The organism is Cribrihabitans neustonicus (assembly GCF_048820895.1).
GTDB classification, from domain to species: Bacteria; Pseudomonadota; Alphaproteobacteria; order Rhodobacterales; family Rhodobacteraceae; genus Cribrihabitans_A; species Cribrihabitans_A neustonicus.
Genome location: NZ_JBMERQ010000007.1, coordinates 88,271 through 110,551 on the forward strand (window position 1 = coordinate 88,271; position 22,281 = coordinate 110,551).

Here is a 22,281-nt window from a genome sequence, read left to right on the forward strand (position 1 = left end):
GGCAGGAGATCACAAATCTTGCTGAGTTGCATCTGGCGGCGCGTAAGGTCATATAACGGCAAACCTGCAGAGCAGAGGCGACATGACCCAGTATCTGGAATTCGAGAAACCGCTGGCCGAGATCGAAGGCAAGGCGGAAGAGCTGCGGGCGCTGGCGCGCGCGAACGAGGAAATGGACGTGGCCGACGAAGCCAAGGCGCTGGACGCCAAGGCGGCGCAGCTGCTCAAGGACCTCTACAAGGAGCTCACCCCCTGGCGTAAATGCCAGGTCGCGCGCCATCCCGAGCGGCCGCATTGCAAGGATTACATCGAGACGCTGTTCACCGAGTTCACGCCGCTCGCGGGCGACCGCAACTTTGCCGATGACCTGGCGGTGATGGGCGGCCTTGCGCGGCTCAATGATCAGCCGGTGATGGTGATCGGCCACGAGAAAGGCTCGGACACCAAGTCCCGGATCGAGCGCAACTTCGGCATGGCCCGCCCCGAGGGCTACCGCAAGGCGGTGCGGCTGATGGAGATGGCGGGCCGTTTCAAGCTGCCGGTGATCACCCTCGTCGACACCGCCGGCGCCTACCCCGGCAAGGGCGCCGAGGAGCGCGGCCAGTCCGAGGCGATCGCGCGTTCGACGGAAATGTGCCTGAAGATCGGTGTCCCGCTGATTTCGGTCATTATCGGCGAAGGCGGCTCCGGCGGCGCGGTGGCCTTTGCGACCGCCAACCGGGTGGCGATGCTGGAGCATTCGATCTACTCGGTGATCAGCCCTGAGGGCTGCGCCTCGATCCTGTGGAAGGATGCCGAGAAGATGCGCGAAGCGGCCGAGGCGCTGCGGCTCACCGCGCAGGACCTCAAGAAGCTGGGCGTCGCCGACCGCATCATCCCGGAACCGCTGGGCGGCGCCCACCGCGATCCGAAGGCGGCGATGGCCTCGGTCAAGGCGGCGCTGCAGGAGATGCTGGAGGAGCTCTCCGGCAAGGACGCCGCGGCGCTGATCAAGGACCGGCGCGAGAAGTTCCTCGACATCGGCTCCAAGGGGCTGGCGGCCTAAGCCTTCCCCTGCCCTTTCGATCAGCGAAAGCCCGGCCCCGCGCCGGGCTTTTTGCCGCGCGCGGATGCCTCGGCCAGCCTTCCTTAACTCATCGCGCGGCAACAGTCCGCTGCACGGTGGCGTTTGACGCATCCCGCCAACAGGCGCACAATGGCACTTGCCTTGGAGCCCCGTTCCAGGGGCGGAGGGCGAGGGAAAGGAGGGCACCATGAGTGTCGCACGCGTTACCGAGATTTCAGCCACTTCGACCGACAGTTTTGACGATGCCGTCAAGCAGGGCATCGAACGCGCCTCCAAGACCCTGCGCGATATCAAAAGCGCCTGGGTCAAGGATCAGAACGTCGATGTCCAGAACGGCAAGGTTACCCACTTCCGGGTGAACCTTGCTGTGACCTTTGTCCTGGACGATTAAGCTGCCGGGTACCTTGCACTGCTTGCCGGGCTCTGCGTGTGACTCCCCTTGATCCGGGGCAGCCAGCGCGCTCGTATTTGGGGGCGTTTCCGGCCGGCACGGCGGCGGCGGCTCACGTTTCCGCTCAACTGGGGTTACCGGTGATCTGGGGTTACCGGTGATACTGAACGAGTTGAGCGGACAGGAGGCACTGTTAACGCGCTTCTGCGGACCGGGGACCGGCGCAAGCAGTTCCCCGGAACCGCCCCCAATGGGCTGACGCCGTGGGCCGCCTCTCCCGTTCCTGAGGGCGGCTTTCCGGTTCAGCGCCGCCCGTCGGGTTGGGGTACCAGCCCTGCCGCTGCGGAACATTCTCCCGCCTCACGCATTGGTTCAGTAAGAACAAGAACCTCAAGTGGCCCGGAGGATCCCGCCATGCCAGCCGACACCCTGCAGTCAGACGCCCGCCGCAAGCGCCTTCAAGACGTGAATCCCGAGGACTTCGCCTGGGCGGTGCCGGTGATGCGTGTCGGTTACGCCGGGAGGGCACTGGTCTACCTGGCGGTGGCGGGCGTGTCGCTCTACTCGATCTGGCGGGGCGGCGAGGCCAAGGGAACCGCAGCGGCGCTGGAATGGCTGCAAGGCGGCTGGGGCACAGCCATCGTGGTTCTCATTGCGATCGGGCTCTTTGCTTATGCGCTCTGGCGCGCAATCGACAGCATCTGGGATCTTGAGGCCTACGGCAGCGGCGCCAAGGGGCTTGTGGCGCGGGCGGGCATGATTGTCACCGGCTTCGTGCATCTGGCGCTTGGCGGGCTGGCACTGATGGTCGTCATGGGCTCCGGAGACGCCTCGGGCGGCAAGAGCAGCTACCTGAGCACCGTCCTCAGCCAGCCTGGTGGCCAGACTGCCCTGGCCGTGGCCGGGGCGCTGACCATCGGGGCCGGCGGTTACTACCTCTACAAGGCCTGGAGCGAAAGCTACCGGAACCACCTTCAGGCCAATCCGGCAACGATGCATATGAACGCGGCGCTGAAGGCCGGCCTGGCGGCGCATGGCGTCGTGGTGGCCATCATCGGCGTGCTGATCCTGCAGGCAGCACTTTCTGCATCCAGCGCCTCAGCGGGCGGCATGGGCAGCGCATTCGATTGGCTGAGCACCAAGACCTATGGCCGCTTGCTGGTGACCGCTCTTTGCCTGGGCCTCCTGGGCTTTGCACTGTTCTGCTTCGTCAATGCGCTCTACCGCATCGTCCCCAAGGCCGCCGACCGCACCACCGAAACCCTCCGCGACGCGCTGGAGAAGGCGGGGTAAGCCGCCTGCCTACCCCGCCAGCATCCGCAAGCCCTGCGTTACATCCGAACGGACCGCCAGCCGCAGCCCCGGCTCATCGCCCGCCTTCAGAGCCGCGATGATCAGCTTGTGGTTCTGCGGCGGCTCGGTGCGGCGCAGGCGGCCGTAAAGCGCGCGCATCGTGGGGCCCAGCTGCAGCCAAACTGTCTCCGCCATTGCCAGCATCGCAGGCGCCTGGGCACGCAGATAGAGCGCGCGGTGAAACTCCAGGTTGGTGCGGATGTAGCCGACGGCATCGCGCTTGGAGACCATTTCCGCCACAGTGCCGTTGATCACGGTCAGCCGGTCGATCAGCGCCATGTGCGCGCGCGGCAGGGCGCGGCTGGCCAGTTCTACTTCCAGCAGCGCGCGCAGCGCCGCCAGTTCCTCAATCCGCTCGTTGGTGAGCTCGGGGGTCGACACCCGGCCCGAGGAAGACAGGAACAGCGCGCCTTCCGCCGCCAGCCGCCGCACCGCCTCCCGCGCGGGCGTCATCGAAACCCCGAAATCGCGGCCGATACCGCGCAGGGTCAGCGCTTCGCCCGGGGCGATCTCCCCGTGCATAATCCGGGTGCGCAGGGTTCTGTAGACCCGGTCATGCGCCGACGGCGCGGCATCGGAGGAGGAGCGTGCAGACATGTTCATTCCTTGAAGTGATCAAAAATCGCCGCGCGGTCAACTGTGCAAGGCAGCTCGGGAGTACCCCCGGTTGCTGCGCCTGCGCGGGACGGGGGCCGGCGCTCAGCCACCCTCTTCGCCAGCCTGGGTGCCAAAGCGGTAGCGGTGCAGGCTGGCGCCATTTTCCCGCAGCCAGGCCCGCGGCGCCTGGTAGGGTCCGTGGAGGCGCTCTACCGTGGCCCAAAAGGCAGCGGAGTGATTCATCTCAGCCAGATGCGCGGCCTCATGGGCCGCGACGTAGCGCAGTACCGCGGGCGGCGCCAGGATCAGCCGCCAGGAATACATCAGCGCGCCATCGGCGGTGCAGGAGCCCCAGCGCGAGCGGGTGTCGCGCAGCGTCAGCCTGCTGTAGCTGCGCCCCAGCCGCGCTGCATAAGTGTCCGAGGCCTCGGCCAGCCGCGCCCGCGCCACTTCGCGCAGGAAACGCTGCAGCACCCGCCCCGCCAGCGCCCCATCCGCTCCGCGCGGCACCGACAGGCTCCCCGGCTCTAAAACCACCCGCTTGCCGTGCGCTGGCTCCAGCCTGCGCTCCTCCCCATCGACCGGCAGCACGGCGCCAAAGGCCGCTTCGACGGGCGCCGGGCGGCGGGCCAGATGGTTGCGGATCCAATCTTCCTTTTCGGCGGCAAAGGCCAGCGCCGCCTCGGCCGGGAGCGACTGCGGAAGCGTCAGCGTCACGCGCCCGTCCAGCGAGGATATCCGCAGGCTGATACGGCGAGCGCGGGGCGAACGGCGCAGGGTCAGCGGCACCGGAGGATCACCGGGCAGATGGTGTCGGCTCACGCGCGGCTCCCTCCGGGCAAAGGCTTTGACAGTGCCACCCTCATATGGCAAGGCACCGGAATCGTCGATACGACTCACCAGTAAATCAAGGGGACCCACATGCCCAAGGAAGAATGGGGTGTAAAGCGCGTTTGCCCCACAACTGGCAAGCGCTTTTATGACCTGAACAAAAACCCGATCGTCAGCCCCTATACAGGCGAGGTCGTGGAACTGGAAACCGGCAAGAGCCGGATGATCGCGGCCGATCGCGAAGATGCCGCCAGCATGAAGTCCAAAGAGAACCTCTCGGGCGACGACGCAGTGCTCGAGGACGATGACGCGGTCGACATGGACCTGGGCGACGACGTCCTGGACGACGACGATGACGAGGACAACGTATCCCTCGACGAGATCGCCGACATGTCCTCCGACGAGGACGAAACCTGAGGCACAGCCCTGGACGGAGAGGCCCCGCGCCTCTCCCGCGCCGCTGCCGGGCGGCCTTGAAAAAAATCGGACGATGGCGCATTTTTTTGCTTGCAGCCCGCGCCGCCGTCCCTTAAACGACGCTCACACCGCAAGACGGGCCGCACCGGAAACGGAACGGGCACTGAAAAGCGGACAGATTTGGGGCCTTAGCTCAGCTGGGAGAGCGCTTGCATGGCATGCAAGAGGTCAGGAGTTCGATCCTCCTAGGCTCCACCAAATCTTCTTCACAAAATTCCGAACAGACGTGCTGCAGGCCCGCTTGGCGCAGCACGGTCCTTGGCTCCCGATGCCAGGTAGTTGGGGGCCCACCGGTCTCCCAATTGCTGGATGCGCAGCTAGCCGGAAAGGCACGCTGCCGTTTTGCATATTCAGAACAACCTCTTGAACTGCACGTCCGAAGCTATTGCCGTGTCTGCGCACTAGGTCTTTGGCGCAAAGGCCGCCCCGGCCATCGCTGAGCGCCTGCGCCCCTGCGCATTCCGGGAGAGCGGCAAATTGCAAACCATTCTCAAACTCGTTGACAGTTGCGAATGACTTGCAATAACACTCCCGCCAGAACACCTGCACATTACGGAGAATCTAATGGTTCCGACTCTGCTCAAGACCCTTTCTGCCGCCGCCATCGCAGCGGGCCTCGCCAGCGCTGCCGCCGCTGAAGGCAAGATGAAGGTGGTCACCACCTTCACCGTGATCGCCGATATGGCGCAGAACGTGGCAGGCGACGCCGCCGAAGTTGTCTCGGTTACCAAACCGGGCGCCGAGATCCACGGCTATGAGCCGACACCGCGCGACATCGTGCGCGCCTCGGACGCTGACCTGATCCTCTGGAACGGCATGAACCTGGAATTGTGGTTCGAGCAGTTCCTGTCGAATCTGAAGAACGTCCCTTCCGCCACCCTGACCGACGGCATCAACCCGATCCCGATCGCGGCCGGCTCCTACGAGGGCAAGCCCAATCCGCATGCCTGGATGGGGCTCGACAACGCGCTGATCTACATCGACAATATCGTCGAGGCCTTTGCCGAGCATGACCCGGAAAACGCTGCCGTCTACGTGAAGAACGCCGGCGAGTACAAAGACAAGCTGCGCGCCACCATCGAACCGCTGCGCGAGGCGGTTGCCGCGATCCCGGAAGACCGCCGCTGGCTGGTCACCTGCGAGGGCGCCTTCAGCTACCTGGCGCGCGATTTCGGCATGAAGGAGCTGTATCTCTGGCCGATGAACGCCGATCAGGTCGGCACCCCGCAACAAGTGCGCGCGGTGATCGACGGGGTGCGCACGCACGACATCCCGGTGGTGTTCTGCGAAAGCACCGTGAACACCGCCCCCGCCGAGCAGGTCGCGCGGGAAACCGGCGTGCAATACGGCGGCGAGCTTTACGTCGACTCGCTGAGCGAAGCGGACGGCCCGGTGCCGACCTATCTGGACCTGCTGAAGGTTACCTCCCAGACCATCGCCCGCGGGCTGACCGCCGCCACCAATTGAGCCTTTGCGCCAGCACAAAACTGTTCCCCGCAGCTGCAATGCCGCGGGGGACTGCATTTCTGATCACAGAATACATAAGTGCATGTAAGACTACGGAGCACAAAAATGTTTGACGCCAGCGAGGTCCGGACCATGAAGACGAACGCCAGCCCTTCCGGCGGCGGCATCGCTGCGAAAGACGTGACAGTCACCTACCGCAACGGCCATACCGCGCTGTGGAATGCCAGTTTCGAGATTCCCCGCGGCACCGTCTCCGCGCTGGTCGGTGTCAACGGCGCGGGTAAGTCCACCCTGTTCAAGGCGCTTATGGGCTTCGTGCCTGCCGCCAGCGGCGAGATCCGCATTCTCGGCCTGCCGGTGCGCGAGGCGCTGCGCAGGAACCTGGTCGCCTATGTGCCTCAGGCCGAGGAGGTCGACTGGGCCTTCCCGGTACTGGTCGAAGACGTGGTGATGATGGGCCGCTATGGCCACATGGGCTTCCTGCGCCGCCCCAAGGCGGCGGACCACGAAGCCGTCGATCAGGCGCTGCGCCGGGTCAACATGCAGGATTTCCGCCACCGCCAGATCGGCGAGCTTTCTGGTGGCCAGCGCAAACGGGTGTTCCTGGCCCGCGCCCTGGCGCAGGACGGCCAGGTGATCCTGCTGGACGAGCCGTTCACCGGCGTCGACGTGAAGACCGAAGAGCAGATCATCGCCCTCCTCCGTGAGCTGCGCGCCGAAGGCCGGGTAATGCTGGTTTCGACCCACAATCTCGGGTCTGTGCCCGAGTTCTGCGACCGCACGGTGCTGGTGAAAGGCACAGTTCTGGGCTACGGGCCGACCGAAACCACATTCACCCGCGAAAACCTGGAGCATGCCTTCGGCGGCGTGCTGCGCCATTTCACCCTCGGCGGCGCCGCGTTGCACGAGGACGGCGACCCGCGCCAGGTCACCATTCTGACCGACGACGAGCGTCCTTTCGTCCAATACGGCGAGAAGACCCAGCTCAGCAGGCGCCGCAGCAAGAAGGCAGGCAGCGAGGAAAGCCCCGCCAAGCCGGAACCCGCGGAAAGCCCGAGCGGCGGGAGCAGCGCATGATCGAATACCTGCTGGAACCGTTTGCCTATGGCTACATGACCAACGCCATGTGGGTCTCGGCGCTGGTCGGCGCGGTCTGCGCCTTCCTGTCGGCCTATCTCATGCTGAAGGGCTGGTCGCTGATTGGCGATGCGCTTTCGCATTCGGTGGTGCCGGGGGTTGCGGGCGCCTACATCCTCGGCCTGCCCTTCGCACTTGGCGCCTTCATCGCGGGCGGGCTGGCTTCCGGCGCGATGCTGTTCCTGTCGGAGCGGTCGGGGCTGAAGGTGGATGTGATCATCGGGCTCATCTTCACCTCATTCTTCGGACTCGGGCTGTTCATCGTCTCGGTGAACCCGATGTCTGTCTCGGTGCAGACCATCACGATGGGCAATATTCTCGCCATCACCCCTGAGGACACGCTGCAGCTCGCAATCATCGGCTTCGTTTCCCTCGCCGTGCTGCTGGCCAAGTGGAAGGACTTGATGGTCACATTCTTCGACGAGAACCACGCCCGCACCATTGGCCTGCGGCCCGGGCGGCTGAAGGCGGTGTTCTTCGTGCTGCTGTCGGCCTCGGTTGTAGCGGCGATGCAGACGGTCGGCGCCTTCCTTGTGATCGCCATGGTCGTGACGCCCGGCGCTACCGCCTATCTGCTCTGTGACCGCTTCCCGCGGCTGATCGCGCTGTCGGTGCTGATCGGCGCGACAACAAGCTTTGCCGGCGCCTATGCGAGCTACTTCCTCGACGGCGCCACCGGTGGCATCATCGTGACGCTGCAGACCCTGATTTTCCTCGCGGCCTTTGTCTTTGCTCCGAAACACGGGCTGCTTGCCGCCCAGAAGAAGGCACGCGACGCACTGCGCGACGGCCCGCAGATGCCCGTGCCCCTGCCCGCCGCCGCATCTATACCCGAGGAGGGCCAGTGATGGACATGGACACACTTCTCCAGCCGTTCCAGTTCGCCTTCATGCAGAACGCCTTTTTGATCTCGGCCATCGTGTCGGTGCCGGCGGCGCTCCTGTCCTGTTTCCTGGTGATGAAGGGCTGGGCCCTGATGGGAGACGCGGTGAGCCACGCGGTGCTGCCCGGAATCGTGCTGGCATATATCGCCGGCCTTCCGCTGATCCTGGGAGCCTTTGGCGCAGGCATGCTTTGCGCGGTGGCAACCGGCTATTTGTCCGGCAACAGCCGGGTCAAGCAGGACACGGTGATGGGGGTTGTGTTTTCCGGCATGTTCGGGCTGGGCATCGTGCTCTATGTCTCGGTGGAGACCAACGCCCACCTCGACCACATACTGTTCGGCAACATGCTGGGGGTGGAGCCGGACGAGCTGTGGACCGCCGCGATCATCTCGCTGGCCGTCGGCACCGGGCTGGTGCTGAAGTGGAAGGACCTGCTCCTGCACAGCTTCGACCCGGCCCAGGCGCAGGCCTCGGGGCTGCGGGTGAATTGGCTGCACTACGGTCTGCTGGCGGCGTTGTCCCTGACCATCGTCGCCACCCTGTCGGCCGCTGGACTGATCCTGGCCATCGGGCTGCTGATCGCGCCCGGCGCCATCGCCTTCCTTTTGGTGCGCCGGTTCAGCGCCATGCTCTGGGTGGCGGTTCTGGTTTGCATGGTATCGATGCTGGCAGGCACCTATGCGAGCTTCTTCCTGGACAGCGCCCCGGCCCCAACCGTCGTGCTGATCCTGACTGTGGTTTTTGTGCTGGCATTCGCCCGCCGCCTGATCCTCACCCGCCGCGCGTCAATGCTGCGGACGGGAGCACCCTAAAGCAGGTAACGCGCGGCATGCAGACAATCGCGCCCCCGCTTCCGGACGCGGGGGCGGGGGTGGAGGCGCGGTGCATCCCGCAGGGCGCAAGCAACCTTAACGGTAATTTCACTTTCAAATACACCTTATTGATGTATATTCAGGACGTCCGCCGTTCCCCTGGATAAAGGGCGGCCCCTTCCCGCACTTCCGGAGAAGCATCCCGGCCGCCGGTCAGAAGGAGCACAGATGAGCCCCCCTAAGGCGCTTCCCACCCTGGAAGCCATCGGCACCGAAAGCAAGATGACCCTTGGCTCGACCGTGGTAATCTTTGCCATTGCCACGATCTTTGACCTGATGACCCCTTTGGGAGTGGCTGGCGGCATCGCGCATGTTTTCTTCGTCCTTTGCGGTATGTGGTGGCGGCCCGCCTATGTCACCTTCGTGTTTGCCGCCATTGCCACCACACTCACGGTCCTCGCCTACCTCGTAATCACGGAGATAACCGCCAGCTTATCGGCTGTGGTGGTCAACCGCGCGCTGTCGCTGGCAGCGATCTGGGTGGTGGCCTTCATGGTCTACTTCAACCTCAAAAAAACCGCTCTGGCGATACAGGGAAACGAGGCGCGTCTGGATGCGGTCGTCGCCGGCTCGGTGGACGGCATAATCATCATCGACGAGCACGGCACAATCGAAAGCTTCAACCCAGCCTGCGAAGAGCTCTTCGGCTTCAGTGCCGAAGAGGTGCTGGGCCAGCACGTTTCCATGCTGGTGCCCGTTCCCTACCGCCAGCAAAGCGCCGAGTACCTGCGGCGCTACCAGGAAGCCCATGATGTCAGCGTGATCGACGGCAACCGGGAGATGGTCGGACTGCGCAAGGATGGCAGCACCTTTCCCTTCGAACGCTCCCTGGGAGAGACCAGGGTGGGCGGCAAGACACTGCTCACCCTCATCATCCGCGACATAACCGATCGCAAGAAGGCTGAGGAGGAGCGCGAGATCTATATCGAGCGGCTGGCCCGGTCCAACCAGGAGCTCGACCAGTTCGCTTATGTTGCGTCGCACGATCTGAAAGCGCCGCTGCGGGTTATCGACAACGCCTCGCGCTGGCTGGAGGAAGACCTGGAGGGCAAGCTCGACGAGGAGAGCTTGGAGAACATGGCGCTGCTGCGCAACCGGGTGGAGCGGATGGAGAAGCTCTTGGACGACCTCTTGGAATATTCCCGCATCGGCCGCCAGACAGACGACCGCTACACCACCCGCACCAGCGGCGCGGAGCTGATGAAGGACGTGCTGCTATTGGTGGAAAAGCCCGAACGCTTCGAGATCAAGGTAAGCCCCGAGTTCTCTCGCATCGCGCTCAACGCGATGCCGGTTCAGCAGATTTTCGTCAATCTGATCAACAATTCGATCAAGCACCACGACAAGGACACCGGCCGCATCGAGATCGGGGTGGAGGACCGCGGCGAGAAGTACCTGTTCTCGGTCCGCGACGATGGTCCTGGCATCGCCCCCAGGTTCCACGACCAGATATTCAAGATGTTCCAGACGCTGAAGCCGCGCGACCGGGTCGAGGGCAGCGGCATGGGGCTGGCGATAATCCACAAGCACGTTCAGCACTTCGGGGAGGCGATCAGCGTCGACTCCGCCGAGGGCCAGGGCGCCGAGTTCCGCTTCACCTGGCCGAAGCACCAGAGATTGAACTGATCGAAACGGAGGAGGGCCGCAGTGCTGACCCTGACAACCAACGGCGCGCATACAGCCCCGCTCAACATCCTCCTGGTGGAGGATGACGATGGCGACGCCAAAGCGGTGCAGCGCGCCTTCCGGAACGTCCGGCTGGCCAACAGGATCATCCGCACCGTTGATGGCATCGAGGCGCTGGAACTGCTGCGCGAGCAGGACCCCGAGCGAAAGATGCCTGTACCCTACATTCTGCTGGTCGATATCAACATGCCCCGGATGAACGGGATCGAACTGGTACAGGAACTGCGCAACGACCCGGCGCTGAAACAAACGCTCGTGTTTATCCTCACCACTTCCAAGATCGAGGAGGACAAGGCTGCCGCCTACGACCTCAACGTGACGGGTTATATCGTGAAGGAAACCGCGGGCCGGGACTTCCTGAACCTCGTCGACATGATCGACAGCTACTGGCGCGTGGTGGAAGTTCCGGTACAGCCAGGCTGGTCCGGCGGCAGCCCCCCCGCCTAGCCGGCCGCCATTGCCGGGGCGGCAATCCTCAGCGCATGTTGCGGAAACCGCCGGGACGGCGCTGCTGCATCAAGCCCCGCCCGCGCCTTCGCGTAGAGCGCGAGGCAGCGGGAAATCATGCGGTCCCCGGTGAAGCAGCGTTCGACCCGCCTGCGGGGCACCAGTGGGTCGATCCGCAGCGCGGACTGCAGCGCGGCGGCCAGACTGGCTTCATCCTCCGTATCGGCAAACCGGCCCGCCGGGCCGATGACCTCGCGCACCGCGCCGCGGCTGGTGGCGGCCACCGGGAGGCCGGAAGCCATCGCCTCCACCGCGGCCAGCCCGAAGGGTTCCTCCCACATCGGCGTGAACAGGAACACCGAAGCGCGCCGGTAGGCCTCGCTAAGCTGGCCCGCCGTTGCGTGGCCGCCGTAACGGATGGCGCCGCCCAGCCAGGGGCGGACTTTCTCGTCAAAATAGCCCTGGTGTTCGATGGTGCCGAACAGGGTCAGCGGCACCCCGGCCCGGGCCGCCGCCGCAGCGGCCAGATGCGGCCCCTTGGTAGGGGTGATGCGTCCGGCCCAGACCGCCGAGCCGTCGCCGCCCGCGGCATAAGGCCAGGCCTCCAGATCAATACCGTTGGCGACCACGCGGTGCTGCGGCGGCTCGCGGGTTCCCCGCCACCACGCGGCACCGTGGCTGCGGCTGGTGGAGGTGAACCAGGCCCAGGGCGCTGCACTTTCCTGCACTGCCCGCTGCAGCACGGGAAACGGCGGCACATGCAGAGAGGTCACCATGGGAAGCCGCATCTGCCGCGCCAGCCGCGGCGGGAAGCGGTGCAGCGAGTTGTTGTGCACGATGTCAAAACCGCCTTCCAGCAGCTCCCGGCACGCCTGCGCAAACCCCGCGTCCAGGTGCGCGTTGAGCGCATCGGTGCCGTGCCACCGGTGCCAGGGAAAGCGGGCGTCGTAATGCTGCTCCAGCACCGGCCGGAGCTTCACCCCGGGCGGCAGGCCTGCGGCGCTGTCGCCGCTGGCAAACAGGGTCACCTCATGGCCCCGCCGCGCCAGCCCCGCGGCCAGGTGCCAGGAATGGGCCTCCATCCCGCCCATGAAGGGCGGTGCCACCGGGTGGCGGACATGGGCAAGGACGGCGATCCGCATTATTCGGCGGCCAGGTTGCCGGACGCGGCCGGTTTGCCGCCCCACTGCCCGCGCAGGATCTTCACGACACGGCCAGATGAGGCAAACGGCATATCCGCCTCCTGACGGCAGAGGGCATAGTCCGCTTCCTCCGGCTCGCGCAGCTGGTAGAGCCGGCCGTTTTCGTCCTCGGCAACCAGCCCCATCATGCAGAAAGCGTGCAGCCAGTGGCCCATGGTTCGATGGCCCCACTTTTGGGCGAACAGTTCGGCGTTGCGCAGGATCGAGGGAATATGGTGGACCGGCGGCATGCAATGCGGGTGATACTGGTGATAGGCCCGCGCGCCCTTGATCCACCAGATCTGCACCCCCTGTTCATCCAGGGTGCGCCCGAAATCGGTGTCCTCGCCGCCATAGCCTGCATAACGCTCATCAAAACCGCCGGAGGCAAGGAACTCCCGCCGCCGCATCGCGAAGTTCAGCGACCAGAAGCAGCGGTAATCCTCGCAAAGGCGGCGGCCATGCGGCGGCGGGCCCTGGCGGTCGACGTGGCGCTCGGCGGCATTTTCGAACGTCTCGTAGCTCCAGCCCGGGCCGGCCGCGCCCTTGGGCAGATACATGACCTCGCCCATCAGCAGGCCGCCCCCGGCTTCCGCCTCGCGCAGGTAGCTCGAAACGTAGTCGGGCGCGGGGATGCAATCGGCATCGAGGAACATCAGCACTTCGCCGCGGGCTGCGCGGGCCACCGTGTTGCGGGCCCGGGCCAGCGGCAGCGGATCGCCCTCCACCCGGATCTGGCGGATCGGGAAGGGTGCCTCCGGCAGGCCGCCGATCAGCTCCTCCTGCATCACTCCAATGACAAGCTCGTCCGGCAGCACGTCTTGCGCCAGCAATCCGCGCACCACGTTGCGCATATGATCCTCGCGGCCGCGGACGATGCTGAGAACAGAAGATCTGGTGGCGGGCATTTTCTCCTCCTCAGAATGCTGGGGCAAGGGCTGGCGCGGGCGCGGCGGCTCGCAAAGGTGCTGCGTAACGGGCGGCGAGGTTTTCCAGCCACTCAGCGGCGCAGCGGTCCGCAGCCGGGTGCAGGAGCGCGCGCTGCAAGTCGGGGGCATGGGCTTCGCGGGCGGCGGCCAGTGCCGCGCGCCAGCTGTCAGCGCAGGCAGGCAACCTCGGCACGTGCAGCGCGGCGCCGGCCCGGTGCAGCGCCTCCGCTTTCGCGACCTGCTCGTCGAAATAGCGCCACTCGGGCACCGCAAGCCACGGCAGCCCGGCGCGCAGGATCTGATGGCAGGTCGTATTGCCGGTCGAGGCTACCACCAGGTCGGCTGCGGCGAGATAGGCCGCCGCGGAGTCCACCCAGCCGCAATGCCGCAGGTTTGCGGGTTCCGTCGCGTGCCAGTCGCGCTGCACATGCCCGATGGTCAGCCACAGCGTGCGCGGCGTGGCCCGGGCACCGACGGCAAGCGGCGCGGAGGGAAAACCGCTGCCGCCACCGCCGGAAATCACCAGCACGACTTCCTGTTGCACCGGTATGCCCAGTTCCGCTCTTGCCGCCTGGCGGCTTGGCAGCTTCAACCCCGCACCGAGACCGCCGGCAAAACAGGTTTTCTCCCGCATCTCCGCGGTCCAGTCCGGCTGCGCCAGCGCCTCGGCGCAGGGCGCCAGCAACCCTACCGCGCCGTCATAGGCCGCCCTGTGTGCCGGGTCGCTGCGGCGGCCGTGCTGCAGCACTTTCACGTGCGGAACCGAGCACAGCCGGGCAAGCTGCGCGACCTCCGCTGAGACGTCGCTGATCATCAGCGCAGGTGCGGCTTCGGCAAACCAGCCCGCCATCCGCCCCATTGCGGCGCGGATACCCGGCCAGCCTATAGGCGCACAGTGCACCGTGGCAGGCATCGGCGATGTGTCTTCAAAGGCCTCCGCCCCTGTGGGTTCGAACAGCGAGGGGATCTTCTCGACCACCGCATTTGGCTGCAGCTGCGGAAAAATGTCGTCGCGGGCGCAGAAGATACGAACCTGGCGATGCTGCGGCAGGGCATTCACGATGGCCGCGCAACGCTCGGCATGGCCGCGACCCTGGTGGTGCACGAAATAGCCGATCGGTGCCGGGGATGCCTGGGCACGGCGGGGGGTGAGGGCCGGGATATTCATACCTTTGCTCCTTCTGTCACCGGCGAGGTCGGCGGGCGGCGCTCAGCGGAGCCGGCCCGCCAGCGGCTGAGCCCCTCCAGCACGCCTTGGGCGTGGCGTTTGTGCGACCAGTAGACATTCGGCAGCTCCGCCAGGCGGGCAATCTCCGGTGCGGCGTTTGCCACCAGGATGGCGCGGCGGCAGTTGCGCAGCAGATCACTGTCGTTGCCGGAATCGCCCGCCGCGATCAGGGCATTGCGGGCGATGCCCAGCTCGTCCGCCAGGCAGCTGGCGGCCCGGTCCTTACCCGCCTGCACAGGGATCACGTCAATGAGATTGCCATGGGAGTGCACGACCTTGGCGCTGAGATCCGCGTCATGAAAGGCGGCACGGAGCCTTTCAGCCTCCTTTGCGCTGCCGAACAGGCTCAGCTTCCAGCGGCGCTGCTCGATGTCCGGCTGCCACTTGGCACCCAGCTTGCGGATCTCCGCTTCCAGCGCGCTGCGCTGCCAGTCCGCATTGATCCGGCGCGCAAAGGACTTGCAGAGCTGTAGGCGCCCCGAGCGGCCGCGCACGTGAATTTCGGTGCCAACCGCAGTGATGAAGGCCTCCGGCTCGGGCAGGTCCCACTCTGCCAGCACCCGTCGCGCCTGTGTGATCGAGCGGCCGGTGGCAATGGCAAACCGCATCCCGCTGCGGGTCAGCCAGTCGGAAAACGCCCGCGTCCCCTTGCGGCAGCCGGTGAGAGTGTTGTCGAGATCACTGATCAGCATCGGCGCTGCCGGGCGGGCAATAGCGCGGAGCGGTGCGGAAACCAGCCGGTAGGTCCGCATTGCGCCAGCCGCCCAGTTGTCCCAGTTGTAAACCTCCCGCGCCGCCAGCCCGTTGCGCGAAGCCTTGTCCCAAGCCTCCCGGTCCTGCAGCAGCTCCGCTGCCGCGGCGGCCAGGCGGACCGCGTCGCCGGGATCGGCGAGGCGCCCGTTCTGAAGCCGCCCCACAATGTCCGAGGGCCCGCCTTCGCGGGTGGCAACAACCGGCAGGCCATGCACTGCTGCCTCGAGCAGAGTAAGGCCAAAAGGTTCATGCAGAGCCGGATTGACAAAAACGCCCCGGCGTTTGGCAGCCAGGCGGTACATCTGGTGCACGATCTCCGGCCCGTGCTCCGCCGGCAAAGCGATGCGCCCCTGTACCTCCGGCAGGGCGGCTGCGGCGTGCAGCTCTTCCAGCACGGCCCGGGATTCCGCCGCCGTGGCGATGCCGTCGACCTGCTGGCCGGCCAGGATCACCAGGTTGGCGCGCTGGTGCAGGGCGGGCGAGGCGGCATAGGCCGCCGCAAGCAGGCCCAGGTTCTTGCGCCGGACCGGGCGCGCGATGGCCAGCACCATTGGCTTCTCCGGCTGATCGAGGAAGGGCGCGATCAAGGCTTCGGCATCGGCCGTGCCCTCGTCGGCGGTTCCGGGCAGCCGGGTCACACCGGGCGCGATCTGATGCACAAGGGCCTCCGCCCCGGCGTCATAAGCCACGACCTGCCGCTCGGCTTCATCGCGTGAGGAGACGATGGTGGCATCGGCGTGGCGCAGCGCCGCGGTTTCCTGCGCGATCCGGGTCAGGAACGCTAGGTCTTCCTTGGCGCCGGCATGGTCCTTCTTGCCGATCGCGAGCGAATGCGGCGTGTATACAAATGGAATGCCGAAGACGGCGCGGGCCGCCGCCGCCAGTTCCGCCGCATCGGCGAAATGAGCGTGGATCACATCGGGTTTGCGTGCCATCCCGCGCAGTTCCGCCAAAAAGGCCTCCCTCAGTGCCGGCATCTCGGCGGTCAGCGCCTCTTTCGCTGCGTAAGCCGGTGTGCGTCCGCTCAGCCGCCGTATGTTGATCTTGGCCGCCACCTTCTGCAGCGGACAGCTATGGATAGGATCAAAGCCCGCGCCGCGGAATGCGCGGGTGACGATATCGACCTGGGTGACGTCTTGCCGCGCGGCCTGCGCGTAGGCCGCTCCCAGAACATAAGCAATGTGCCCGCCGGTATCTTCGGTTATGCCGTAGCGGACCAGGGGAGCGGTGAGACACCCTCCCAGAGCGATGTGAAGAATATGCATGATGACCTCGCAGGAACGATGAATTAACGCGAGGCCGGCGGCCGGAGTTCCACACCCCCGGGTAAATAACTGCGGGCAAGGCCGCACCCGCCGGACGGGAACCCGCGGCACCATTGCCGCGTTGGCCTGCCAAGCGCCTGCCCGCACGGAGGACAACCGAAACATGCCAGCAGCCCCCGCTCCCGGCCTCCCGCACCGTTACGTGTTTGTGGGCGGACTGCACCGTTCGGGCACGAGCTTCACGGCGCGGATGCTGGCCGCACTGCCCGGCGCTGGCGGCATAGAGGCCGCGCCGGTTCCGGAAAACGAAGGCGTCTACCTGCAGGGCGCCATCCCGCACGATGCGCTGTCCGGGCAGCCAATGCATTTCGCCACCGATCCATCTCAGCACATGACCGAGGACCACCCCGCCAACAGGCTGGAGACCAAGCAGCGGCTTGAGGCCGACTGGGCGCCATGGTTTTCCGAGGGTGTTGCCTGGAGGGTGGAGAAATCACCCGTGAACCTGACCCGCACCCGGCTGTTGCAGCAGCTGTTTCCGCTGTCGCATTTCGTGCTGGTGATGCGCCACCCCGAGGCGGTCGCGGCCTCCTGCGCGCGGTGGCTGGACAGCCCGGCGGAGAGGCTGCACGCGCATTGGGCCGAGGCGCACCGCCGTATGGAGGAGGACATCCGGCGTCTCCATCACGTATTGGTCATCCGCTACGAGGATGCGGTACGCGCTCCGGAGCGGATGCAAGCGGCGCTGGCAGCTTTTCTGGACACTGGAACGACAACCCCGCCCGCGGCGGAGCCGGTCCGCGACGGCAACGCCCAATACCGGGGCTTCGCCGCCCGGATCACCGGGGATGCGGCCGGGGCGGCAGCCCGCTGGGGCTACCTGCCGGGGCTGGAGACCGTGCCGGTGGACCTGCCCCTGCGCCACAGCCTGCGCCGGGTGGCCGATGCCACGCGCGAGGCCTTGCCGGAGCAGGCTGGGGCAGGACGCGGCAGGCTAGCCTGAGCCGCCACCGGTGAGCCAGGACAGCGCCTGGGTCAGATCATGGACTCCGAACGGCTTGGTCAGGATCGGGTGGTTCTCAAAGGGCGGCCCCAGCCGGGTGTCGCTGTAACCGGTGGAAAACAGGACCGGGATACCCTTGTCATGCGCCGCTTTGGCCACCGGGTAAGACGTCTCGCCATGCAAGTTCACGTCCAGAACCGCCGCATCGAAACTGCCGTTTTGCAAAGCGGCAAGTCCTGCGGTTTTGCTGCCGGCCATGGTGGTCTCGCAGCCAAGATCCTCCAGGATGTCCTCGATCATCATCGCGACCAGCATCTCGTCCTCGACCACGAGCACCCGCAGCCCCTGCATCTCTGCTGCCTCAGACATCCAGCGCCTCCAGATCCAGGCTGATTTCGCAGACCATCCCCTCCACCGGGAATTCCATCGTGACCTCCGCTGCAAACTGATGTGCCAGGCCGGTGCGGATCAGGCGGGTGCCGAACCCCTTCCGCGACGGCGGCGAGACCGGCGGCCCGCCAGTCTCGCGCCAGCAGAACCGCAAGCGGCCGCCTTCTATGCCCCAACGGATAGCGACGAATCCCCCCGGCACCGAAAGCGCACCGTACTTGGAGGCATTGGTGGCAAGTTCGTGCAGGCCCAGCCCAAGCGACAGCACCAGATTCGGCTCCAACCTGACGTCAGGCCCTTCGATCCCGAAGCGGGGCGGCGCGCCGGGAGGCGCCGCAAAGGGCTGCAACGCGCCCTCCACCACGTCGCGCAGCGCGGCGGCGTCCCATTGCTGGCGGGTCAGCAGGTCATGCGAGGCCGCGAGCGACATCAGCCGCATTTCGAAGGCGCTGCGGCTCGCACTGTCCAGGCCAGAGCCGCGCAGGGTTTGCGCCGCCATCGACTGCACGATGGCCAGCGTGTTTTTCACCCGGTGGTTCAGTTCGTGCAGCAGCAGCTGGCGCTTCTCCTCGGCCAGCTTGGACTCGGTGATATCGCGGGAGATCACCAAAAGCCGCTCCGGCTGCCCGTCGGTGCCGAAGATGGGCGAGACAAGTTCGTCCCACCAGCCGGGCGTGCCCGCGGCGTCGCGGCGCTCGGCGGTGAACCGCCCCGGCCGCCCTTCCAGCGCCTCGGCTACCGCCCGTTCGGCGGCGTCACGGTGCTCCCCCTCCCAAAGACAGGCATAGCGCTCGCCTACCGGCGGTACCGGATGGCCGCCCTGCAAGGCGCCGAGCCCATTGCCGTTGCCGGTAAGGATGCGGCCTTCCAAGTCCAGAAGCTGTATGCCATCCTGGCTGCTCTGCAGAATGCGCTCGCTCAACGCCTCGCCGCGGGCGACCTCGGCGCGGAGGCGTGCAAGCTTCAGCTGAGCTTCGACCCGCGCCAGCAGCTCGCGCTCGGAGAACGGTTTGACCAGATAATCGCTCGCCCCCGCCTCCAGGCCCTCGACCCGGGATTCCTCTCCCGCCCGGGCGGAGAGCAGGATCACCGGCACCGTGCGCAGACGCGGGTCAGCTCGCAGGGCAGCGATCAGGCCGAAGCCGTCAAGCTTGGGCATCATCACGTCTGAGAGCACTAAATCCGGCGGCGTGGCGCGGGCGGCTTCCAGCGCCGCTGCGCCGTCGGCGGCGCAGATCACCTCGTAAGAAGGGCTGAGCAGGCGCCGGACATAGTCGCGCATGTCGGCATTGTCATCGGCCCAGAGGATGCGAACACGCGGCGCGTCTCCCTCCGCGGGAACGGCCGCCGGGCGCGGCAGGGGCCCCGCGCTTTCAGTCAGCCGCGGCGCGCTCCCCCCCTCCGGCAGCCAGCGCATCGCCTCCTCAACGTAGGTTTCAGCGGCCACAGCGGTTGATTGCAAAGACTTGGCGGCCCCGATCCGATCCTGCGGCAGATGCTTGGCACCTAGCGGAATACGGACGGTGAAGCATGTGCCCGCCCCCAGCTCGCTTTCGGCCGAGATGTTGCCGCCATGAAGCGCCGCCACCTCCTGCGCCAGGGCAAGGCCTATGCCGCTGCCCTCGTAAGACCGCCCGCCGCTCCCCGCGACCCGGTGGAAGCGGTCGAAAATGCGTGGCAGCTCGGCTTCGGGAATGCCGGTGCCTGTGTCGCGCACCCGGAGCACCGCCGCGCCATCTTCTTCCGCCAAAGTCACGCTGATCCGCCCTTCCAAAGTGAACTTGAAGGCGTTGGACAGCAGGTTCAGAACGATCTTTTCCCACAGTTCCCGGTCGGCATAGGCCTCCACCGGCGCACAATCCACCTCCAGCTCCAGCCCCGCGTTTTCGCAGGCCGAGCGGAAGCTGCTGGCCAGGTCGGCGGTCAGGGCGCCGAGGTCCATGGGCTCGAAGGAGGCCTGCGCGCGGCCTGCCTCGATGCGCGAGAAATCCAGAAGCGAGTTCACCAGTTTCAGGAGCCGCCGCCCGTTGCGCTGCACCATTTCCAGCGGCTCCCGCGCGCCAGGGTCAAGATCCTCGCGGCTGAGCATATCGGCCAGCGGGCCAAGCATCAGAGTGATCGGGGTACGGAATTCATGACTGACGTTGGAGAAGAACAGCGTCTTCGCCCGGTCGATCTCTGCCAGCGCCTCGGCCCGGCGGCGTTCATGTTCCAAGGCCTCGGCGTTGGCGACGGCTGCGGTGACAGCCGCAGCCAGCAAGCGCAGGAAGCCGGCATATTCCTCATCAAAAGCAAGCCGGGCGCTGGTGCCGGCGACGATCAGGGCGCGCGGCGTCTCGGCTCCCGGCGGCACCACGGGCAGGATGCGGGCATGGGAGGGCGGCTCGGGATAGGGTCCGCAGGCGAGGGCGCCAAACCGGTCTTCGAACCCGGAGACGTCCACCGCCATCCCGCTCTCCATCACCTCGTGCAGCGGCCATGCGGCGCCGTCCGCCGCGTCCAGCCGCACGGCCTCCGGGCTGGCAGGCGTGCCCGGTGCGAGGCCCACGGCCTGGGCAAGCCGGGCCTGGCCGGTGTCCGGATCGGTCAGGTATATGAGCACAAACGGCAGGTCGGTGTCGTCTTCCGCCAATGCCTCTGCGGCGAGCGCAAAAGCCTCCCCGGCGGTGCGGGCGCTGCCGGTGCGTTCCGACAGGTCGCGCAGCATGCGGCCGCGGCGCTCGGCCAGCATCTTTCCGGTCACCTCGTTCACGGGGTGGAACAGCCCGCCGACGCCGCCGCTTTCGTCCCGGATCGGGCTGAAGGAGAAGGTGAAGAAGGTTTCCTCCAGGTAGCCGTGCCGGTCCAGAAACATCTGCTGGTTCTGGATGAACTGGCTCTCGCCCGCCAGCGCCTTGCGGTAGGCGTCGCCGATCACCGGCATTGCCGAGGCCCAGCATTCGGTAAAGGTCTGACCCATCGAGTCCGGGTGCTTGCCGCCGCAGATCGGCCAGTAGCCGTCGTTATAGATCTGCACGTGCTCCGGCCCCCAAGCCATGGAGATCGGGAAGTTCGAGGAGATACAGATGCTGACCGCGGTGCGCAGGCTCTGCGGCCATTCCCCGATCGGGCCGAGCGGGGTGGCGGACCAGTCCATTTCGCGGATCAGCTTGCCCATCTCGCCGCCCCCGGTCAGGAAGCTGGCATCGCAACTGTCAAACGTCATGGGCCTGTCCTTATTATGCGCAAGGCACCTTGCAACAGCGCAGGACACCAATCAAGGCGTTGATTTCACGTGCACGGTCAGACGATGACCGGCACAGCGCCCGGCATCGCCTCTTGCAGCTTCACACCGGGCAGGCGGTGCGCTGCCAAGTAGTAGAAAATGCCCTGGGCCTTCAGCACCTGCGGGAAGGGGCGGAAGACATAAGCCGTCTCTTCCGGCTGCGAAACTGCGATCAGCGTCCCGTCGCAGGCGGTAATCGCGGCTTCCAGCCGCGCGGTTTCGACTTGGCCCCCAACCCGCGCGGAATAGATCGTCGCCCCCACGTTGGCGGCGGAAAGCGCCATCAGAATCTGCCCCGCGCCCGGATCCTGCGCCGCCCGAACCAGCGCTTCCGAGGCGTTGGAGACCACGGTTTCCACCTCGGCAATGCGCGCCGCGCGCCGCGCTGTATCGCGGTCCTCGAAGAAGGCCGCCACATGCACGGACTGGTTGAGCTCGCGGATCGCGAGGCAGGCGTTGAAAGTCTCCGCGTCGCTGTTGGCAAACACCAGCGCCTTTTGCGCCAGCGGGATAGCCGCCCGGCGCAGCGAGGCCAGCGCATCCAGCCGCTCTGTGCGCACCAAGTGGACGCCTTGCGGCACCTCGGCCTCGGCGTCCTTGGTCAGCAGCACTATTTTCTCGTCGCCGTCCTGGCCTGCGATCAGATTTTCCACGATCAGCGGCGTCTGCTCGCGCTGGTAGCCGACGATCACGGTTGCCCCTGCCAGGGTCTCGAAACTGCCTTGTCCTTCCGCCATGCGCCTTATCCTTTCGACCATTGCCCCGGCCAGCCGCCCCAGTACCGCCGAAAAGATCAGCAGCGCGCCCGGGAAGAACCAGAGCGCCGCGACCAGACGCCCAGCGTGGGTCTGGGGGGACAGATCGCCATAGCCCACGGTGGAGGCGGTGGTGGCCGCAAAATAAAGAAACGTCAGGGCGCTGGAGGTCAGCGCCGTCTCGCCCGCCAGCAGGAACAGCCCCCAGGAGATCAGCACAAACGCCAGGCACAGAAGCGCCAGCAGCCACAGCCGGAGATCCAGCATATCCCGGTACATCTTGAGGATCAGCCTGTTGAGCATC

The 22,281-nt window shown here is 66.2% G+C and carries 20 protein-coding genes and 1 tRNA gene; 12 read left to right on the plus strand and 9 right to left on the minus strand.

The features are described 5' to 3' along the window. Nucleotides 1-82 precede the first annotated feature (82 nt). The 3 genes from ACOHWE_RS14930 (at nt 83) to ACOHWE_RS14940 (ending at nt 2,750) form a co-directional block, all read left to right on the plus strand. Nucleotides 83-1,045, plus strand: coding sequence for an acetyl-CoA carboxylase carboxyltransferase subunit alpha (locus ACOHWE_RS14930; RefSeq protein WP_420667505.1), 963 nt, complete (start codon nt 83-85; stop codon nt 1,043-1,045). A gap of 208 nt (nt 1,046-1,253) precedes the next feature. Next, nucleotides 1,254-1,457, plus strand: a complete 204-nt coding sequence (locus tag ACOHWE_RS14935) for a dodecin family protein (protein WP_420667507.1) — start codon at nt 1,254-1,256, stop codon at nt 1,455-1,457. A 414-nt stretch (nt 1,458-1,871) separates the two neighbouring features. Then, nucleotides 1,872-2,750: a DUF1206 domain-containing protein gene (locus ACOHWE_RS14940; protein WP_420667508.1), complete on the plus strand. Its 879-nt coding sequence runs from the start codon at nt 1,872-1,874 to the stop codon at nt 2,748-2,750. A 9-nt stretch (nt 2,751-2,759) separates the two neighbouring features. Here ACOHWE_RS14940 and ACOHWE_RS14945 read toward each other — a convergent pair whose 3' ends face one another. Continuing rightward, nucleotides 2,760-3,413, minus strand: coding sequence for a GntR family transcriptional regulator (locus tag ACOHWE_RS14945; RefSeq protein ID WP_420667509.1), 654 nt, complete (start codon nt 3,411-3,413; stop codon nt 2,760-2,762). A gap of 96 nt (nt 3,414-3,509) precedes the next feature. Further along, a complete protein-coding gene (locus ACOHWE_RS14950) occupies nt 3,510-4,229 on the minus strand; it encodes a M48 family metallopeptidase (RefSeq protein ID WP_420667510.1) in 720 nt (239 codons plus the stop codon). 99 nt (nt 4,230-4,328) lie between these two features. On the opposite strand from ACOHWE_RS14950, the gene ACOHWE_RS14955 reads away from it, so the two are divergent. From ACOHWE_RS14955 to ACOHWE_RS14990, 8 genes are all read left to right on the plus strand, one after another. Beyond that, nucleotides 4,329-4,655 (plus strand): TIGR02300 family protein, encoded by a 327-nt coding sequence (locus ACOHWE_RS14955; protein ID WP_420667512.1) that lies wholly within the window; start codon nt 4,329-4,331, stop codon nt 4,653-4,655. A 182-nt stretch (nt 4,656-4,837) separates the two neighbouring features. After that, nucleotides 4,838-4,913, plus strand: a tRNA-Ala gene (locus tag ACOHWE_RS14960). A gap of 366 nt (nt 4,914-5,279) precedes the next feature. Further along, complete coding sequence (locus tag ACOHWE_RS14965) at nt 5,280-6,182, plus strand: metal ABC transporter substrate-binding protein (RefSeq protein ID WP_420667513.1); 903 nt, start codon at nt 5,280-5,282, stop codon at nt 6,180-6,182. Between the two features lie 105 nt (nt 6,183-6,287). Further along, entirely contained in the window at nt 6,288-7,259 is a 972-nt protein-coding gene (locus tag ACOHWE_RS14970; RefSeq protein ID WP_420667515.1) for a manganese/iron ABC transporter ATP-binding protein, read from the plus strand. Continuing rightward, nucleotides 7,256-8,167 (plus strand): metal ABC transporter permease, encoded by a 912-nt coding sequence (locus ACOHWE_RS14975; protein WP_420667516.1) that lies wholly within the window; start codon nt 7,256-7,258, stop codon nt 8,165-8,167. Before ACOHWE_RS14970 ends, ACOHWE_RS14975 begins: the two co-directional genes overlap by 4 nt. A gap of 5 nt (nt 8,168-8,172) precedes the next feature. Beyond that, nucleotides 8,173-9,015 (plus strand): metal ABC transporter permease, encoded by an 843-nt coding sequence (locus ACOHWE_RS14980; RefSeq protein ID WP_420667573.1) that lies wholly within the window; start codon nt 8,173-8,175, stop codon nt 9,013-9,015. A gap of 228 nt (nt 9,016-9,243) precedes the next feature. Next, a complete protein-coding gene (locus tag ACOHWE_RS14985; protein ID WP_420667518.1) occupies nt 9,244-10,701 on the plus strand; it encodes a sensor histidine kinase in 1,458 nt (485 codons plus the stop codon). A 21-nt stretch (nt 10,702-10,722) separates the two neighbouring features. After that, on the plus strand, nt 10,723-11,208 hold the full coding sequence (locus ACOHWE_RS14990) for a response regulator (protein WP_420667520.1): 486 nt from the start codon (nt 10,723-10,725) through the stop codon (nt 11,206-11,208). Here the strand turns inward: ACOHWE_RS14990 and ACOHWE_RS14995 are convergent. From ACOHWE_RS14995 to ACOHWE_RS15010, 4 genes are read right to left on the minus strand one after another with little or no spacing between them, the layout of a single operon-like run. Next, nucleotides 11,205-12,350, minus strand: a complete 1,146-nt coding sequence (locus ACOHWE_RS14995; protein WP_420667522.1) for a glycosyltransferase — start codon at nt 12,348-12,350, stop codon at nt 11,205-11,207. The genes ACOHWE_RS14990 and ACOHWE_RS14995 overlap by 4 nt on opposite strands. Further along, entirely contained in the window at nt 12,350-13,297 is a 948-nt protein-coding gene (locus ACOHWE_RS15000; RefSeq protein WP_420667523.1) for a glycosyltransferase, read from the minus strand. Before ACOHWE_RS15000 ends, ACOHWE_RS14995 begins: the two co-directional genes overlap by 1 nt. A gap of 10 nt (nt 13,298-13,307) precedes the next feature. Continuing rightward, entirely contained in the window at nt 13,308-14,486 is a 1,179-nt protein-coding gene (locus tag ACOHWE_RS15005; RefSeq protein WP_420667525.1) for a glycosyltransferase, read from the minus strand. Next, nucleotides 14,483-16,564, minus strand: coding sequence for an HAD-IIB family hydrolase (locus ACOHWE_RS15010; protein ID WP_420667526.1), 2,082 nt, complete (start codon nt 16,562-16,564; stop codon nt 14,483-14,485). Before ACOHWE_RS15010 ends, ACOHWE_RS15005 begins: the two co-directional genes overlap by 4 nt. 163 nt (nt 16,565-16,727) lie before the next feature. On the opposite strand from ACOHWE_RS15010, the gene ACOHWE_RS15015 reads away from it, so the two are divergent. Further along, nucleotides 16,728-17,567 carry a sulfotransferase family protein gene (locus tag ACOHWE_RS15015; protein WP_420667527.1) on the plus strand — a complete coding sequence of 280 codons (840 nt, stop codon included), beginning with the start codon at nt 16,728-16,730 and terminating at the stop codon, nt 17,565-17,567. Here the strand turns inward: ACOHWE_RS15015 and ACOHWE_RS15020 are convergent. The 3 genes from ACOHWE_RS15020 to ACOHWE_RS15030 all read right to left on the minus strand — a co-directional run bounded on the left by ACOHWE_RS15020 (nt 17,559) and on the right by ACOHWE_RS15030 (nt 22,280). Further along, nucleotides 17,559-17,936, minus strand: coding sequence for a response regulator (locus tag ACOHWE_RS15020; protein ID WP_420667528.1), 378 nt, complete (start codon nt 17,934-17,936; stop codon nt 17,559-17,561). The genes ACOHWE_RS15015 and ACOHWE_RS15020 overlap by 9 nt on opposite strands. Next, nucleotides 17,929-21,162, minus strand: coding sequence for an ATP-binding protein (locus ACOHWE_RS15025; protein WP_420667529.1), 3,234 nt, complete (start codon nt 21,160-21,162; stop codon nt 17,929-17,931). The genes ACOHWE_RS15020 and ACOHWE_RS15025 overlap by 8 nt, the downstream gene beginning before the upstream one ends. 77 nt (nt 21,163-21,239) lie before the next feature. Then, complete coding sequence (locus ACOHWE_RS15030) at nt 21,240-22,280, minus strand: potassium channel family protein (protein WP_420667530.1); 1,041 nt, start codon at nt 22,278-22,280, stop codon at nt 21,240-21,242. Nucleotide 22,281 lies beyond the last annotated feature (1 nt).